Genomic DNA, 17,465 nt, shown 5'->3' with positions numbered 1-17,465 from the left:
AATGACACAGGCTCTTTTTACAGACGGCTTCAAGACGACACCCTATTGGCAGGACATCGCCACGAAAGTTCCTCTGCGGGAGACTGGCCTGCCGGAGGAAGTCGACGTACTTGTGGTCGGCGGCGGCTACACCGGCCTCAACGCGGCACTTCAGACCGCCCGCGAAGGCCTCGGCACGCTGGTTCTTGATGCGGAAGACCCCGGTTGGGGGTGCAGCATGCGCAATGGCGGCCAGCTGTCGACCAGCCTCAAGCCCTCTTTCTCCAGCCTGGCACGCCGCTATGGCAAGGAGCTCGCCACCCAGCTCTGTCTGGAAGGCCAGGCATCGCTCGACTATATGCACGCACTGTCGAGGGCAGAAGGCCTTGAGATGGGCCTGCACGAGACCGGCCGCTTCCACGGCGCCCACAAGCCGCACCTTTACGAAAGCCTTGCCAAGGACTGTGCCGCCGGGCACCCGGTCTGGAAGACCGATGCCTTCATGGTGCCGAAAAGCGATATGGCGAAGGAGCTTGGAACAGAGGCTTATCACGGCGGCATCGTCAATCCGCGTCATTGCAGCGTCGATGTCAGCAAATACCACCCCTCGCTTCTGAGCAAGGTTCTGGCCGAAGGCGCAATGGTGCGCGGCAAGTGCCGGGTGATGTCCCTTGAACGCGAAGCCTCAGGCTTCAAGGTTCTCACAAGCAGCGGTCCCCTCAAGGCGGGCAAGGTCATTCTGGCGACCAATGGCTACTCCGGCCCCCTTTCGCCATGGCTGCAACGGCGGCTGATCCCCATCGGTTCCTACGTGATCGCAACGGAGGAAATTCCGAGCGAAACGATCGACCGGCTGTTCCCGACCGATCGGATTCTGTCGGACACCAGAAAGCTGGTCTATTACTACCGGCTGTCGCCAGACCGGAAGCGCGTTCTTTTTGGCGGCCGGGTTTCCTTGAGCGAAACAGACCCGCGCAACAGCGCGCTCAAACTCCACCGCGACATGACGGCCCTTTTTCCCGAACTGGGCACCGTGCGGATCAGCCATGCCTGGATGGGATTTGTCGGCTACACCTTCGACACGCTTGCCCACGCTGGCGAGGACAAGGGCCTGTTTCATGCAGGCGGCTATTGTGGGTCCGGCGTCGGCATGGCGAGCTATCTGGGCATGCGCATCGGCCAGAAGGCCGCCGGCCTGGAAAAATCCCCCTCCGCCTTCGAGAAGATCCCTTTCCGGACACGGCCGCTTTACCAGGGCAATCCCTGGTTCCTGGCACCGTCCGTGCTGGTCTACCGGCTGCGGGACAGGTTCGGGATCTGACCCCGGCAAAACCGTCAGCCGGTCACCGGTTTGCGCCGCTACCCTGCCGTCCTGACGAGACCTCGCCAGGCTCTGGAATATCGGCCAGCAGGCGCACCAGCCAATCGACGAAAACGCGAACCTTGTTCGACAGATGCCGGTTGGGCGGGTAGACGATATAGAGAGGAATGGTGTCGGCGGACCATTCCGCCAGCACCGGCACGAGGTCTCCGCGCTCCAGTTCCTTCTGCACCATGAAGTCCGGCAACTGAGCGATGCCATGCCCGGCCCGCGCAGCTGCAACATAGCTGCGGGCATCGTTGACCGAGCAGTGATACCGTCCGTCGACCAGAATTTCCTCACCGTTCTTGCGAAAGGTGAGAGGATTCGTGCGCCCCTTGGCGGCAACAAAGTAGCTGACACTCGAGTGATTGGCCTGCACATCCTCCGGACTTTCCGGAATTCCGGCCCGCTCCAGATAAGAGGTTGCCGCACAGGTGATCAGCCCGATTTCCGCCACCCGCCGCGCAATCAGCGACTGATCGGCCGGGGCGCCCCCGCGCAGGGCGCAATCGACATTTTCCGCCAGATAATCGACCGTCCTGTCACCAATCCCGAGATCGATCCGGATATCCGGATATTTTTCGTAAAACCCGCCAAGCGCCGGAATGACGAACCAGTCTGCGAAAGCACCTGACATTTCCACGCGCAGCCGTCCCCCCGGCGTGCTTTGCGCCTGGGTCAGGCTGGCATCAAGCTCATCGACCTCCGACACGATCTGAGCGGCGCGCTCATAGTAGAGCGCCCCATCCGTCGTCACGATCACCCGCCGCGTGGTCCGGTTGAGCAATTTCGTCTGCAGATGCCTTTCGAGATTCTGGATCAGGTTTGTCACCGTTGCCTTCGGCATCTGAAGCGAGTCGGAGGCACGGGTGAAGTTGCCTGTTTCAACAACCCTGACAAAGGCACGCATGGCAGAGAGCTGATCCATTTCCAGGCATCCTGATCAAGAAATAGGCTTATTGTTCGAAATTTCGAATAGTGAAACCAATAATACACCTCTTATTCCAGACTTGGAACAACAATACCTATCAGACAAGCAAGAGGGCTGGTGTACTCTGCCTTCCTTCAATCAACGGACACGAAACGGCGCTGAAAATGACGGTGCAGATAAAGGACATGACGCTCGATAAGGTGGCCATCGGCCCCGTGGCGGCGCGTGTCTATCAGGGCGCTGAATACAGCAAGGCGCCGCCGGTCCTGATCTACTTCCACGGCGGGGCCTTTCAAGGCACCTTGCCGCAGGACTGTGAGGTCGCGCATATCATCGCCGAAACCGGCGCCATTGTCGTGATGCCGGATTACAACGTGCCGCTTGGCAGCGTTTTCCCGAAACCACTGGAAACCGGGTTTTCGATCTTTTCCTATCTGGCGAAGAAACGCGCTGGTTTGGGAAACCGCAAATCCCTGCTTCTTGTCGGTGGCGTCGAGGCTGGCGGCAACATCGCCGCGGCAGTCGCCCTGAAGGCCCGGGATCATTTCGCCGATGAACTGGACGGACAGATCCTGCTGTCGCCCCTGCTCGATCCGTTCATGGGCTCCACCTCGTTTCAGGCGGCTGCCGGGGTCGGCATGAAGGATATCTGGGCAGACGGCTGGAGCCACTATCTCAGCACCGGCATGTGCCACCCTTACGCTGCCCCTTGCATGTGCTCACGCCTGACCGGCGTTGCGCCGGCGCTCGTTCTGTGCTCGCAGGACGATCCGCTGAAAGACGAAACACTCGGTTTTGCCACCTGCCTCCAGAATGCAGGTGTTGACGTTCACCAGCATGTTCTCCCCGCCGGGGCTGGCTGGCCATCGCTCTACGGCGGAAAGACGGACGAGACCCCGACCTGGCAGGAAACCGTTTCCGCGCAATTTTCGGGTTTCGCGCAGTCCGTCAGCCTTCATTGAATTTGCACTTAAACCCTTCTGAAGATTGATTTTTCGAGAGGGTTTCCAAGGAGAGACCAATGACATCAAGAAGCAAGCTCTGGGCCCTGACGGGCGCCAGCCTGGCAGTTGCTGTCTCTGTTTCAGCCGCTGTCCTCATCATGAACCTTCCGGCGACCAGCCCGGCGACAGCCGCCGGCAATACAGCCACCATCCCGGCGGTGCCGGTGACCGTGGCCGAGGTCAAGTCACGCGAGATCACCGTGTGGGAGGATTTCTCAGGCAGGCTTGAAGCCATCGACCGGGTACAGATCCGCTCCCGCGTGGCCGGTGCCATCCAGTCCGTCGATTTTCGCGAAGGCGCGCTGGTGGAAGCCGGTGATCCGCTCTTCACCATCGACCCCGCCCCCTATGAAGCCGCTGTCGCGCAAAGGGAAGGTCAGGTTGAACTGGCGCAAACGCAGCTGAACCTCGCCAAGCTGGAACTGGATCGCGGCAACAAGCTCATCGAAAACCGGACGATCTCTCAAAGCGTGCTCGACCAGCGACGCAACACCTACGCCGAAGCTCAAGCCACCCTCAGAACCGTGAAGGCAGCCCTCAGGTCCGCCAAGCTGGAGCTTGGTTACACCAAGATCCTGGCGCCCGTGTCCGGCCGTGTCGGCAAGATCGAGATCACCGTCGGTAATCTGGTTGCGGCGGGCTCCGCCTCTCCGGCCCTGACCACCCTGGTGTCCGTCGATCCGATCTATGCAAGCTTCAACGCAAGTGAAGACCTGGTCTCGCGGGTTCTGGCAGAGCTGCCAAAGACAGATGCCGCAGTTCCCCCGCTGGACATGATCCCGGTGGAAATCGAAACCTCGTCAACCGCGGGACACCCGGTGAAGGGCAAACTTCAGCTGGTCGACAACCAGGTTGATGCCGTCAGCGGCACCATTGGTGTCAGGGCCGTTTTCGACAATCCGGGCGGCAAGCTCATACCGGGCCAGTTCGTGCGCATTCGCATGGGGGAACCCAGACCCGAACAGAAAGTCCTGATCAGCGAACGCGCCATCGGCACCGACCAGGACAAGAAATACGTCTACGTTGTCGGCGATGACAACAAGGCGGCCTATAGGTCGGTTGAGCTTGGCAGAACCGCCGAAGGCGCGCGCATCGTCAACAGCGGGCTCAAGCCGGGCGAACGGATCGTCGTCAACGGCCTGCAACGCATCCGCTCAGGTGCGCTTGTCGATCCGCAGCTCGAAAACGATGTCGCCGCTGCAAACTGAGTGATCAGGTGGAGCGCATGGCGCTCCGCCTCCCCCTCTTCAACAATTCAAGTGATGATCGCCGGAGGCCCCGCCACCGGCCGGGAACGTGTTGTCCCGATTTCCTGCTGGAAAGGGCCTGGCCATGAATATCTCGAGATTCTTCGTCGACCGACCGGTTTTTGCCGGCGTGCTGTCCGTCCTCATCCTCATCGCCGGCCTGCTCGGCATGAGGGCTCTTCCCATTTCCGAATATCCGGAGGTGGTACCGCCCTCCATTGTCGTGCGCGCCGCCTACCCCGGAGCCAACCCGAAAGTCATTGCCGAGACGGTGGCAACACCGCTGGAAGAACAGATCAACGGCGTCGAGGGCATGCTCTACATGACCAGCCAGGCGACCTCCGACGGCGCCATGACACTCACGGTCACCTTCGAGCTTGGCACCGATCCCGACCAGGCCCAGCAGCTTGTCCAGAACCGCGTTTCGCAGGCCGAGCCGCGCCTGCCGGCAGAAGTCCGGAGCCTGGGTGTGACCACGGTGAAAAGCTCGCCCGATCTGATGATGGTGGTAAACCTGACCTCGCCGGACAATCGCTACGACATCACCTATCTGCGCAACTATGCCGTTCTCAACATCAAGGACCGGCTGGCCCGCATTCAGGGCGTCGGCCAGGTGCAGGTGTTCGGCTCGGGCGATTATTCCATGCGTGTGTGGGTCGATCCACAGAAGGCGGCCGGACACAATCTGGCAGCCAGCGACATCACCAGAGCCATCCGCGAACAGAACGTGCAGGCAGCAGCCGGCACCATCGGTGCGTCGCCCAATCTGGAAGGCGTCGACGTTCAGCTCAGCGTGAATGCGCAGGGGCGCCTTCAGACACCGGAAGAATTCGGCAACATCATCGTCCGCACCGGTGACAACGGCGAGGTCACCCGGTTGCGTGACGTCGCCCGGATCGAGCTGGGCGCGGCCGATTATTCCTTGCGCTCGCTGCTCGACGGCAAGCCCGCCGTCGCGATTCCGGTGTTTCAGGCACCAGGCTCCAATGCGATTGCAATCTCCGATGCGGTGGTCGAAACCATGAACGACCTACAGGTCGCCATGCCCGACGGCGTCAAATACGAGATCGTCTACGACACCACGAAATTCGTGCGTTCCTCCATCGAAAAGGTCGTCGACACGCTGCTTGAAGCCGTGGTGCTGGTGGTTCTCGTCGTGATCCTGTTCCTGCAGACCTGGCGCGCGTCGATCATTCCCCTGATCGCGGTTCCCGTGTCGATCATCGGCACCTTCGGTGTCATGTATGTCTTCGGCTTCTCAATCAATGCGCTCAGCCTGTTCGGACTGGTTCTCGCCATCGGCATCGTCGTCGACGATGCGATTGTGGTCGTGGAAAACGTTGAGCGAAATATCGAGAGCGGACTGCACCCACGCGAAGCCACCTACAAGGCCATGAAGGAAGTCTCCGGGCCGATCATCGCCATAGCGCTTGTGCTGGTGGCCGTGTTCGTTCCTCTGGCCTTCATCACCGGTCTGTCGGGTCAGTTCTATCGCCAATTCGCGCTGACGATTGCGATCTCCACCGTGATCTCGGCCATCAACTCGCTGACCCTGTCCCCGGCGCTGGCCGCCCTTCTCCTGAAGGATCATCATGCGCCCAAGGACTGGCTGACGCGTGCGATGGATTTCCTGTTCGGCTGGTTCTTCAGAGGCTTCAACCGGGCGTTCGGCGCCGGGTCCAACGCCTACGGCAAGAGCATCGGCGGCCTGTTGTCCCGCAAGACCATTGTCATGGGGATCTACATGGTGTTGGCAGGAGCAACCTACAGCCTCTTCACCACGGTTCCCGGTGGCTTTGTTCCGGCGCAGGACAAACAGTATCTGATCGGCTTTGCCCAGCTTCCCGACGCTGCCACACTGGACCGCACGGAAGACGTCATCCGCCGGATGAGCGAGATTGCGCTGGAACAGGAAGGCGTCGAACACGCCATCGCCTTCCCGGGCCTGTCGATCAACGGGTTCACCAACTCCTCCAACGCCGGCATCGTCTTCGCCACTCTGTCGGATTTCGAGGAACGACAGTCTCCGGACCTGTCAGGCAATGCGATTGCCATGCAGCTGAACCAGAAATTCGGCACGATCCAGGATGCGTTCATCGCCATATTCGCGCCGCCGCCCGTCCAGGGCCTGGGCACCACCGGCGGGTTCAAGCTGCAGATCGAGGACCGCGCCGGGCTCGGCTACCAGGCACTCGACGCCGCCAACAAGGCGTTCCTGGCACAGGCCTACCAGACACGGGAGCTGGCCGGACTGTTCTCCAGCTTCCAGATCAATGTGCCCCAGCTTTATGCGGATCTCGATCGCACCAAGGCCGAGCAGCTCGGTGTTTCGGTAACGGATGTGTTCGAGACGCTGCAGATCTATCTGGGGTCGCTTTTTGTCAACGATTTCAACGCCTTCGGCCGCACCTACAGCGTCCGGGTGCAGGCAGACGCCCAGTACCGGGCCCATGCCGACGATATCGGCAAGCTGAAGGTCCGCTCCGCCACCGGCCAGATGATCCCGCTCTCCGCCCTTCTGAAGGTGGAGGCGACCACCGGGCCGGAACGCGCAACCCGCTACAACGGCTTTCTTGCCGCTGACATCAACGGCGGCCCGGCGCCCGGCTATTCCTCCGGCCAGGCACAGGCCGCGGTCGAACGGATCGCGGAAGAAACCCTGCCCAAGGGCATCGCCTTCGAATGGACCGACCTCACCTACCAGCAGATCCTTGCCGGCAGTTCCGGGTTCCTCGTCTTCCCTCTGGCCCTGCTTCTGGTCTACCTGGTGCTTGCCGCCCAGTATGAAAGCCTGATGCTGCCTGTGGCGATCATCATGATCGTTCCCATGGGTGTGCTTGCCGCCCTGACGGGCGTCTGGCTGACAGCGGGCGACAACAACATCTTCACCCAGATCGGGTTGATAGTGCTTGTCGGCCTCTCGGCGAAAAACGCGATCCTGATCGTGGAATTCGCACGGGAACTGGAGTTCGAGGGCCGGTCACCCGTGGAAGCGGCCATTGAAGCCAGCCGTTTGCGGCTTAGGCCGATCCTGATGACCTCCATGGCCTTCATCATGGGGGTCGTCCCGCTGGTGCTTTCAACCGGTGCCGGCGCCGAAATGCGCTCTGCCATGGGGGTCGCTGTCTTCTCCGGCATGATCGGCGTAACCTTCTTCGGCATCTTCATGACACCGGTCTTCTACGTTCTGGTTCGCAAGCTTTCCGGCAACCGGCCGCTTGTGCAGCACCATGACACCGTCGAGCGGCCGCAAGCGCAGGAAGCTGCCTTCTGAATGAAGACGACATGACAGATAAGCGCCCTGGAAACAGCCGTTTCCGGGGCGTTTGCACTTGATCGGATCTTCGCAGGCTCAACGAAAGCGACCATCCGGCGACGATTGCCGGACGGTGCTCCTGCTCCTTGCCTCTTTTGAAAAATTCCGAAAGTCGCTTTCGATATCTCCGGTGTGGAAGGTCGCCACATTGAGGCTGATCGGCACATCCAGGGGCTGCAATACCGGCACCAACACCCAAATTGCGGGTTCCCGCAAATGGATTGCGTGAATCGCCCTGTCACATCCGGTTCCTCGCCGCGTAACGTGACGTGCCAAGCGTTGGCGAGCCAACACTGTGGCGATGTATGTGGGAGGAAAACATGCAATCGAATAGTTATCGTGAAGACACAAAAACGCCGCGCGGCGGTGTGCAATTTCAAAACCTTGCAGCCCGCGTCAGGCAGACAGTTGCAAGCGACGGGCCTTTGGGACGTTTGCTGTCACTGAAGACCGGAATTCTATCAAGCCTGTTCGCCCTGTCGGTTCTTGCCGCACCGGGTGTCGCTACGGCGGCGGACTACAACTGGACCTTCCAGACCTCGGAAACGGCCGGTGAGCCGGGCTTTATCAACAAACAGAAATGGGCTGAAAGCGTCGAGAAAATGTCTGGCGGGCGCATCGCCATCGAGATTTTGCCGATCGGCGCCGTTGTCCCTCACACCGATACGCTTGATGCCGTTGGCTCCGGCATTTTGCAGGGCCACCTGACCGACCCGAGCTATTTCGCCGGGAAAGACCCCGCCTTTGCCATGATGGGCAACCTGGTCGGCGCCTGGAGCGATCCTTTCGAACTGATCGGGTTCATGCAATCCGGTGGCGGCCATGAGCTCTACGCCGAACTGGTCGAGCCTTACGGCGTCCATTTCATCGGAGCCGCGGCAACCGAGCCGGAAGCATTCGTTTCCAGCGTTCCGATCCGCTCCGTTGAAGACCTGAAGGGCGTCAAGATGCGTGCGCCGGAAGGTATGGTCTACGAGATCTTCTCCAAGGCTGGTGCGTCTCCGGTTGCCCTGCCCGGTTCCGAAGTCTTCACGGCTCTCGACAAGGGCGTGGTCCAGGCGGCCGACTACACGGTTTTCGCAACCAACCAGTCGCAGGGCATGAATGACGTTGCCCACTATCCGCTCTATCCGGGCTTCCACTCCCTGCCGCTGATCGACATTTCGATGACCAAGTCGATCTGGGATGAACTTCCGGACGACCTCAAGGCCATCCTGAACGCCTCCGTCGACCAGTTCATCTTCGATCACGTTTATTCCGTGCGCAAACTCGATGCAGCCGCTGTCGAGGAAGCCAAGGCCAATCCGGACATCGAAATCGTCAACTGGTCTGGCGACGAGCGGGCGAAGTTCCGCAGGATCGCGCAGCAGGAGTGGGAAAACTGGGCCGGCAAGAACGACCTAACCCAACGCTACTACGATGCGGTTGTCGCCTATCTGAAGGGCCGCAACCAGCTCTGATCTGACCAGCGTCTCCTTTGATGCAGCCGCTCCCGGCCCAACAGGCCCGGGAGCGGCCAGACCTCGCGTCTGCCTGACCCTGGTTCAGCCGGACCTTTCTTCTGGCAGACCATTCCCGATTTCCCACAAAAGAATGCCAACCGCACGACGGGAGAAGAAGCCATGCCGGACAATCCGGACGTGAGTGACCTGGAAGACACTGGCCAAGCCGAGCTGCGAACCGGCCTCGACCGGCTTATTGCCGGGTCCGCCAAGCTCTTTTCCTGGGCCATCTTTCTGGCGTTTGCCATCAGCGTCTATGAGGTTATCGCCCGCTACGTGTTCGACAGCCCAACCTATTGGGCGCACGAAAGCACGACCTTCCTCATCGCAGCCATCTTCCTGATCGGCGGCCCCGTCGCGCTCGCCCGCGACAAGCACATCCGCGTCCGCATGATTTATGACTCGGTTTCGCCCGGGGTTCGGCGATGGCTGGATATCGTGAATTCGTTGATCGCAATGATCTTCTTTGCAGGTCTCGGATACGCAGGCGTGACGATGGCCTGGAAGGCCACCCACCGGCCCAATGGAGATATCCATCTGGAAGGCACGGGAACGGCCTGGAACCCACCGACACCCGCCCTCTTGAAAATCATTATCCTGATCTGTGTTTGCCTGATGTTCGTTCAGACCCTGATGCATCTGATCAAGGCCATCCGCGGCGATGACGCTGCCTACAGCGAACGCGGAGGCAAATGAGATGGGACTGAACGAACTGGGCATTGAATACGGAACGCTGCTGCTCGTGGGCAGCATCTTCGTCTTGTTGCTGACCGGTCAGCCCCTGGCCTGGGTGACTGGGCTTGTTGCCCTGGTATTCACATTCGGCTGGTTCGGCGGGAATGCCCTTCCGCTGGTCACCGCCCGCATCTTCGGCTTCATCACCGAATATTCTCTCGTTGCCATTCCGATGTTCATCCTGATGGCGGCCCTGCTCGACAGATCGGGCATTGCGAAGGACCTCTTCAACGGAATGCGCGTCCTCGCCGGACGGTTACCGGGTGGCGTCGCCGTTCAAACCCTGATTGTCGCGACCTTGATGGCCGCCATGTCCGGTGTCATCGGCGGTGAAATCGTTCTGCTGGGTATTCTTGCCTTGCCCCAGATGTTGCGGCTTGGCTATGACCGCGACCTGTCAATCGGCGTCGTCTGTGCTGGCGGGTCACTCGGGACAATGATGCCCCCTTCCATCGTCCTGATCATCTATGGGCTGGTTGCAAGTGTCTCCATTGCCGATCTCTTCGTTGCCGCTGTCACACCCGCGCTGATGCTGCTGGGCTGCTACATCGCCTATGTCCTAGTCCGATGCGTCCGAAATCCGGACCTTGGCCCGCCGATTTCCGAAGAAGAACGGGCAGAAGAAACCGTTGGCAGTGCGATCAGGTCCCTCATCGCGCCGGTCTTCATCGTGGTGGCGGTTCTGGGCTCGATCTACGGTGGCATTGCCTCCATTACGGAAGCCGCGGCACTTGGGGTCTCCTCGGTGCTCGTCATATCCCTGCTCCGCCGCGAACTAAACACCCGAATGTTGCAGGAAAGCCTGGTCCACACGCTGGAAACATGCGGCATGATCATCTGGATCGGGATCGCCGCGGCCGTTCTGGTCGGTGTCTATAACCTGATGGGCGGCAACCGCTTCGTCTCCGCGGTCATGCTTGGTCTCGACTCTTCACCGGTGGTCGTCATCCTGTTCATGATGCTGATCCTGCTCGTGCTCGGCATGTTCCTGGACTGGATCGGGATAGCCCTGCTGACCTTGCCGATCTTCGTGCCGATCGTCGTTCAGCTTGGGTACGATCCGATCTGGTTCGGTATCCTGTTCGCAGTCAACATGCAGGTCTCCTACCTGACGCCTCCCTTCGGACCGGCAGCCTTCTATCTGAAAAGCGTGGCCCCACCGGACATAACGCTCGGCAACATCTACGGAGCCCTGCTGCCGTTTATCCTGCTACAACTCATTGTCCTGGCCATCCTGCTGTTTTTTCCCGGCATCACAACCTGGATGCTCTAGGTTAAATGTGTGCCGCATTCCTTTGACTGAATGCGGCACAAGACCCGAGGGAAAAGACCGGATCTCCCCTGCTTCTGCGCACCTCCAAAGTGTGCTGGCCGAAGGATTCTTCTGGCAAGTCCGTGCCGCATATGGTTGTGTTTTGCCTTGAACGCCGCCCCATCGACGCCTACGGCTCATTCATTGCGGGAGTAGCAGATGTTTCCAGGCTCAGCCGACCGTTCCAGGTTCAGGACATTGTCACGCCTCGCGGCCCTGCTTTGGGCGGGACTTCTGTTGAGTAGCGTCGTGTCGGTTCAGGCGGACGAAACAAAACTGCCACCCTTCTCCAAAGCAAGCGTGCCTCCTGCCCCTGACTACGAGAGTGCGGCCGGGTGGCTCGACAGGCCGGAGGATCCGGACAGATTTGGCGTCGATATCATCTGGATCTATCCGACGGTGCTCTTTGACAACTCGGCCTGGCTGATGGACATCACACGCAAGGACCTCGTCGCCGCTGCCGCGGAAACCGTCACGACCGAGGCCCGTATTTTTTCGGGTCAGGCTAACCTTTACGCGCCGTTCTACCGACAGATGAACCTTGCCGGTTTCAATCTGCCGGAAAAGGAGCGTGACGCCCTCGTTGCCTATGGCGAGAACGATGTCAGCAGGGCTCTGCGCTACTACATGCAACATCACAACAAGGGCCGGCCGTTCATTCTGGCGGCCCACAGCCAGGGGTCCTACGTCCTCACCCAGCTGCTGGTCGACCACTGGGGCAAGCTTGGCATCGAGGACCAGCTTATTGCCGGATATGTTGTCGGTTGGTCGATTACCGAAGAAGACCTCAGGGACAATCCGGCTATCGAGATCTGCGAAGAAGCCCATCAGACCGGGTGCTTCATCAGCTACAATTCGGTCGCTCCGGGCAAGCAGAAGGACTCGCCCGTCATTCTGCCGGGCGCCATCGTCGTCAATCCTTTGACCTGGACCCGGGAAGACACTCTGGCGTCGGCGGAGCTCAATCGCGGGTCGACTTTTTTCAACCAAGACGACACCTACCAAACCTATCCGGGTTTCGCTTCAGCCCAGATTGCAGACGGAGGACTGGCCGTCGTGGCAAAGGACCCGAAGCGGCTCGATGTGCCGTTCTTCCCGTCCGGTGTCTATCATGGCTATGACTATCCCTTGTTCTTCGAAAACATCATGACAAATGCCGCGCAGCGCATTCAGGCCTATCTCGCCAAAAAGAAGTAAGACCGGTCGAGAGACTTCAACTCAGTGCAGACAGCTGAAATCCGCGGCGAGCCCGTAGCATTCCGTTGAGTTTTTGTTAACATTCACCGGAACACCGGGGAATCAGCGGAAACAGGTGCACATGAGCGGATCAGTCGTCACCATCGCCTCCTTGAAGGGGGGAAGCGGCAAGACCACGCTGGCCACCTGCCTCGCCGTCCATTGGCAGTTGAAAGGCCTGACACCGCTTCTTGTCGATGCCGATCCGCAAAGGTCGGTCATGCGTCTTGCCGAACGCGAACTGGCACTTGGCGGCGTTGATCTTCTCGAACAGTCTGACAAGTCCGTTTGGACGGCCATCAAGCAGCATGGACCGCGCCATGGCGTCACCATCGTCGACACGCCTGGCTTCGACAGCGATATCACGGTCGCGGCTCTCGCCGTCGCCGATCTGGTTCTGATACCGGTCAAGGCCTCGCCGCTTGATGTCGACCGGATGATGGACACCGTCAAGACGCTGATGAGTGGCGTGAAGGGCTGGGCGCCGACATTCCGCTGCGTCCTGACCCAGACGATCAGGGGAAGCGTGATCTCGAGGCATATTCGGACCGAGCTGGAAGAGTCCGGTTTCCCGTTGCTCGTCAACGATATGCCAAACCGGGTTGCCTACGCGGAGGCCGGCCTTTATGGCGGCACACCCAGCCTGATCGCACCGGATGGGGCGGCGGCAAGCGACATTATCGAAATCGCAAATGAAGCCGAGGCCCTTCTGGCAACAAAAAAGGCCCTCAGCGCGTGAGCAAGAGACTGCCGAGAACCTCAAGACGGACGCTGGACGACCTGCGCAAGGCCGCAAAGTCCGCCCTTGAAGCGGAAGACCTGCCGCATCGAACCGCGCAGTCTGATGAACCGGCAAAGTCTACTGAGGAGGAACCGGCTCCGCTGAACCCGGACCGCCAAGAAAAACCGTCGCGCACGCGCGCTGCCGAACACAGTGCACAGGCTCCGCTGCCCGTGACAGTGGCCGCACCCTTCGAAACCCGCAGCCGCCCGACCAGAGCCGCCTTCCGGCAAGCTTCCGGGAAACTGATTGTGGAACGTCATGCAAATCTCGCCACTGTCGCGGGATTGATCCCAATGCCCTGGGTCGACCTTGTCGCGATTTCGGCGATTGTCGACCGCATGCTACGCCGCTTGTCCCGCCTGTACGGCCAGCCGCTTGATGGAACTCGCAGCAAGCAACTTGCGACCTCGATGCTGACCGGCATGGCGGCCCCGGGCATTGCAAGTTTCGCGACAACAGGACTGATGAGCATGATGCCCGGTCCGAACCTGGTCGCGACGGCGATTACGTCCATATCCGCGGCCGTGCTCGTGCGGATTGTCGGGGAAGTCTATCTCGCGCATCTCGCAGGATTGGCGGGTGACACGACTGCAACGAGCCCAAATACGGCGATACCAACCGTTTAACTGCGTGGACGCTTTTCATTTTCCGCCAGAAAGAGTACCGTTCTGGCGGTGCGGATGCCGTACAGGAATGTAGGCCACCTTCACTTCGGTCGGACATTCGATAAATGTCCGTGCGGATCTCAGGAGATTTCTATGGCGAGCAGAACTACCGCAAGCAAGGCTGAAGAGCCGGTTGAAGACGTCGCAGAGGCGGAAGCCGTCGAAAATGACGCTGAATTCGATATCAACCGCGAACTGACGGCTGACAACCTGATCAAGGACTATGTGATCGGATCCGTCGCCGCGAGCATCGTTCCGGTTGCGTTTTTCGATATCGCTGCCGTCGTGGGAATTCAGCTGCGCATGATCCAGAAGTTGTCGCAACTCTACGGCAAGCCATTCTCCGAAAAGCTTGGCCGCAAGGTCATTTATGCGCTTGCGGGCGGCGTGCTCGGCTACGGCGCCGGTTATGTCGTGGCGGCCAGCGCCACCAAGATGATCCCCGGTATCGGCTGGATGGTCGGAATGGTGTCCCTGCCCGTGGTTGCAGGCGGTTCGACCTATGCGGTCGGCAGGTCCATCGCCAAGCATTACGAGGAAGGCGGCACCTTGATGGATTTCAACGCCAGCAAGATGCGCGAGTTCTACAAGGAACAGTTTGAAAAGGGCAAGTCGGTTGCCCGCAAGTTCAAGCAAAAGGCAGAGACAGAGGAAGCAGCTGCGAGCGAAGCAGCGTCCTGACCGATCTCGACCTTCCGGAAAATCTCGGTGCCGCAGTGTTCCAACGCTGCGGCATTTTTGTTTCGGGAAGATGTGGAACACCGATTGACGGAAAAGGGCTGGCTTCAGCGCCGTGCCCGTTTCAGATACCTGTGCCCTCGCGCCGTTTCAGGCCTTGCGTCTCTTGCGGTCCCGCGACGGTCTGCGCCAGCGATCCGCAGCGAGCAGGACAATAATACCCACCAGCGGCGAGAACACGAAGGCGATCAGGAAATTTCCGACAAAGCCGAAACGTGTGTCCCTGCCCAGAACACCGATGACCCAACTGGCCAGTACCCAGATCAGGAACAACCAGGGATTCACGAAGATAGTCATTGGCCAATAGTCTCCATCGCTGAAGGAAGCGCTTCGGTCTGGTTCGCGTCAGATCCTTTGCCATCCTGCGGATCCAAATGCAGCACCGATTTTGGCCCCAACGGTATCTTGATGCTGTCGACAGTTCGGAACTCGGTCCCATCGTGACGCACGACAAAGACATGCGTGTCGGTAATGAGGCCGTTCCGGTCAAACACCAGCGGGCCCGTTACGCCCGAAAACGGGTTCTTGTAACGGGACACTTTCAATATATCCGAGACGCGGTTGGGGTCCAGCGATTCCGCCCTGTTGACCGCATCGCGGATCAGCAAGGTGGCGTCGTAGCCGATCGCTGCGTTCAGGTCCGGCAACCGGTCGAATTTGCTTTCAAAGTCTGCTGCGAAAGCCTTGCCCTTTTCGGAAATTGCGTCCCTGTCGTAGAGCGACACGCCAATCACGTCTTTCATTCCCGCCTTGCCGACGTTGGCTTCGATGACTTCGGAAAACATGTATTCCATTCCGAGGACGGGAACATCCAGTCCGAGATAGCGTGCCCGTTTGATGAACTCTGACGTCTCCTGGACTGAAGACGACACGATGAAAAAGGCATCAAAGTCTGTTCGCTTGAAGAGCTTGTTGTCCAGGACGAACATCAGCAGCTCGTCAATGGAACGCTGCGTGCCTGAAAGAAAGCCCCGGTAGACCAGCTCCGCACCTTCGTTCGCAACTGCTTCGGAAAAGAAATTCGCGGACTCCTTTCCGTAGTCGGTCTTGTCCGAGAGGACGATATACCGCTTCAATCCTTGCTTGAGCGCGTAGCTGGCAACGATATGCGCATTTGTGGAATTATCCGGCTGCAGCGCGAACACCGTGTCGAAACCATGGTCTGTCAGGGACCTTGCAGTGGCCTGTGTCGCAAGGAACAGCACATTTTCCCGCGCATAGACGGAACTAGCCGTAACGGCTGTGTCCGACCATTCGTGGCCAATGACTGCCAGAAGATTGTCCGTTTCCGCAATCTTTCCAGAGACTTTCAGGGTTCTTGAAACGATCGTCTCCAGTGGGACCACACTCGTCGCTTCCGCTTCCCTGACAAATTCCAGCTTCAAGGGCTTGCCGAGAACTTTCTGACGGGTCGCGTTCACCTGCGTGACCGCCATGCGGACCCCGTTGACGAAGTTGCTGTCCTCACTGTCATCGGAGTAGACCGCCACCAGACTCAGGGAATTGTCTTTCTGCCGGAAGAGATCTGTCAGATACCCGGTCAGACGCGACACGGTCGGGGCGGTGGAACTTATCCGCGAAAGAGCAACGACCAGAACTCCAAGTCCGAGGACAAGAAGAAGGCCTGCGAAAAGCAGCTTTCGCGCCTGGTTCCGGGCTCTTCCCTTTGCCGGTGGATCTGTCTCGCCCCGCGCCATCACGTCTATCTGTCGCCGCCGAGAATGATCGGCAGTCCATCCTTGCCCGATCCGATAACGACCGTCTTGGAATTCGGCGATGTCGCCAGATCCTTGGTGGCCTGCACTCCCTGCCATCTAAGCAGGTTTTCCGTCAGGCTTTTCTTGATCGTGTCCTGGTACTGCTGAATACCCCCGGCCTCGATCGCCTTGCGCTTCGCCTCTTCCTGCTCGATTTCAATCCGGTACCTGTAGGCTTTCTGCTCCTCCGACAACGTCAGCTTGCGCTCGATCGCCAGACGAACCGCTGCCGGAAGCTCCACGTTCCGCACCAGCACGTTGTCGACGATCACATACCGATCCTCGACACTGGTCAGGCTGCTTATGACCACCGACTCCAAGAAGCCGAGCTTGCTCGTATAGACCTGCTCGGGTGTGTATTGCCCGACAGCGCGGCGCAGGACCGCCTCCGTTTCGGGAAAAACGACCTTGTCCAGATACTCCGGCCCGACCGTGACATGCAGCAGGGGAAGAAGACGCAGATCCGGCTGATAGCGCACTGCAATCTGAAGATCGATTGGCAGACCGTCTTTCGTCAGCATCGTGTAGTTGCGTTCTTTGGTCTGGAGGCGGACGTTGTAGATATACATCCTGTTCCACGGCCAGAGGATGTGCAGCCCCTCGCCATAGATCTGGTTCATCTCCGTTCCGGACACCCAGCGATAGAGCACACCGGCTTCACCCGAGTGAACCGTAATGACGATCCGGTTCCACAGAACAGCCAGGGCAACGCCGAACGCCAGTAGCATGATGAACAGGTAAAGCTGCAACTGGCGCCGCCGCTCACCACTCAACGCCTCTTCGTAGTCGTCGAATTCGTCATCATATGCCATTCGGCCGACTCACCCTATCGGTTGCAAATCGAAACAAGACTATAAAGTTAGCACTACCAGCGTTCCAGCGCAGAACTGTTTTGA

General features: G+C 59.4%; 15 protein-coding genes. 11 read left to right on the top strand and 4 right to left on the bottom strand.

Annotated features, from left to right (window positions below; all coding sequences use genetic code 11):
* The first annotated feature begins 1 nt into the window (after position 1).
* Positions 2 to 1,300, top strand: coding sequence for an NAD(P)/FAD-dependent oxidoreductase (locus tag FMN63_RS06435; protein ID WP_148583138.1), 1,299 nt, complete (start codon positions 2 to 4; stop codon positions 1,298 to 1,300).
* Positions 1,301 to 1,322: 22 nt separating this feature from the next.
* Here FMN63_RS06435 and FMN63_RS06430 read toward each other — a convergent pair whose 3' ends face one another.
* Positions 1,323 to 2,270 (bottom strand): LysR family transcriptional regulator, encoded by a 948-nt coding sequence (locus FMN63_RS06430; RefSeq protein WP_148583137.1) that lies wholly within the window; start codon positions 2,268 to 2,270, stop codon positions 1,323 to 1,325.
* A gap of 167 nt (positions 2,271 to 2,437) precedes the next feature.
* On the opposite strand from FMN63_RS06430, the gene FMN63_RS06425 reads away from it, so the two are divergent.
* The 10 genes from FMN63_RS06425 to FMN63_RS06380 all read left to right on the top strand — a co-directional run bounded on the left by FMN63_RS06425 (position 2,438) and on the right by FMN63_RS06380 (position 14,755).
* Positions 2,438 to 3,235, top strand: coding sequence for an alpha/beta hydrolase fold domain-containing protein (locus tag FMN63_RS06425; RefSeq protein WP_148583136.1), 798 nt, complete (start codon positions 2,438 to 2,440; stop codon positions 3,233 to 3,235).
* Between the two features lie 59 nt (positions 3,236 to 3,294).
* Positions 3,295 to 4,485: an efflux RND transporter periplasmic adaptor subunit gene (locus FMN63_RS06420; RefSeq protein WP_148583135.1), complete on the top strand. Its 1,191-nt coding sequence runs from the start codon at positions 3,295 to 3,297 to the stop codon at positions 4,483 to 4,485.
* Positions 4,486 to 4,609: 124 nt separating this feature from the next.
* Complete coding sequence (locus FMN63_RS06415; protein WP_148583134.1) at positions 4,610 to 7,798, top strand: efflux RND transporter permease subunit; 3,189 nt, start codon at positions 4,610 to 4,612, stop codon at positions 7,796 to 7,798.
* A gap of 362 nt (positions 7,799 to 8,160) precedes the next feature.
* Positions 8,161 to 9,300: a TRAP transporter substrate-binding protein gene (locus FMN63_RS06410; RefSeq protein WP_209000975.1), complete on the top strand. Its 1,140-nt coding sequence runs from the start codon at positions 8,161 to 8,163 to the stop codon at positions 9,298 to 9,300.
* Between the two features lie 162 nt (positions 9,301 to 9,462).
* A complete protein-coding gene (locus FMN63_RS06405) occupies positions 9,463 to 10,038 on the top strand; it encodes a TRAP transporter small permease subunit (protein WP_148583132.1) in 576 nt (191 codons plus the stop codon).
* Position 10,039: 1 nt separating this feature from the next.
* A complete protein-coding gene (locus FMN63_RS06400) occupies positions 10,040 to 11,350 on the top strand; it encodes a TRAP transporter large permease (RefSeq protein ID WP_148583131.1) in 1,311 nt (436 codons plus the stop codon).
* 276 nt (positions 11,351 to 11,626) lie between these two features.
* Complete coding sequence (locus FMN63_RS06395) at positions 11,627 to 12,586, top strand: DUF3089 domain-containing protein (RefSeq protein ID WP_162529994.1); 960 nt, start codon at positions 11,627 to 11,629, stop codon at positions 12,584 to 12,586.
* A gap of 121 nt (positions 12,587 to 12,707) precedes the next feature.
* Positions 12,708 to 13,364 carry a nucleotide-binding protein gene (locus FMN63_RS06390; RefSeq protein WP_148583129.1) on the top strand — a complete coding sequence of 219 codons (657 nt, stop codon included), beginning with the start codon at positions 12,708 to 12,710 and terminating at the stop codon, positions 13,362 to 13,364.
* Positions 13,361 to 14,035 carry a YcjF family protein gene (locus FMN63_RS06385; protein WP_148583128.1) on the top strand — a complete coding sequence of 225 codons (675 nt, stop codon included), beginning with the start codon at positions 13,361 to 13,363 and terminating at the stop codon, positions 14,033 to 14,035. The genes FMN63_RS06390 and FMN63_RS06385 overlap by 4 nt, the downstream gene beginning before the upstream one ends.
* Before the next feature lie 132 nt (positions 14,036 to 14,167).
* Positions 14,168 to 14,755, top strand: coding sequence for a YcjF family protein (locus tag FMN63_RS06380; RefSeq protein ID WP_162529993.1), 588 nt, complete (start codon positions 14,168 to 14,170; stop codon positions 14,753 to 14,755).
* 147 nt (positions 14,756 to 14,902) lie between these two features.
* On the opposite strand, the gene FMN63_RS06375 is transcribed toward FMN63_RS06380, so the two are convergent.
* The 3 genes from FMN63_RS06375 to FMN63_RS06365 are packed head-to-tail and all read right to left on the bottom strand — an operon-like array spanning position 14,903 to position 17,381.
* The gene (locus FMN63_RS06375; RefSeq protein ID WP_148583126.1) at positions 14,903 to 15,109 is read right to left on the bottom strand and encodes a hypothetical protein; all 207 of its coding nucleotides are present in this window, start codon (positions 15,107 to 15,109) and stop codon (positions 14,903 to 14,905) included.
* Complete coding sequence (locus tag FMN63_RS06370; RefSeq protein ID WP_162529992.1) at positions 15,106 to 16,509, bottom strand: ABC transporter substrate-binding protein; 1,404 nt, start codon at positions 16,507 to 16,509, stop codon at positions 15,106 to 15,108. Before FMN63_RS06370 ends, FMN63_RS06375 begins: the two co-directional genes overlap by 4 nt.
* A gap of 5 nt (positions 16,510 to 16,514) precedes the next feature.
* A complete protein-coding gene (locus FMN63_RS06365) occupies positions 16,515 to 17,381 on the bottom strand; it encodes a prohibitin family protein (protein ID WP_148583124.1) in 867 nt (288 codons plus the stop codon).
* Between the last annotated feature and the right edge of the window lie 84 nt (positions 17,382 to 17,465).

Origin of the sequence: Stappia sp. BW2 (assembly GCF_008107695.1) — a bacterium.
Classification (GTDB): Bacteria; Pseudomonadota; Alphaproteobacteria; order Rhizobiales; family Stappiaceae; genus Roseibium.
Note: the sequence above shows the minus strand (reverse complement) of the source record. Positions and strands in the feature narration are given on the sequence as shown.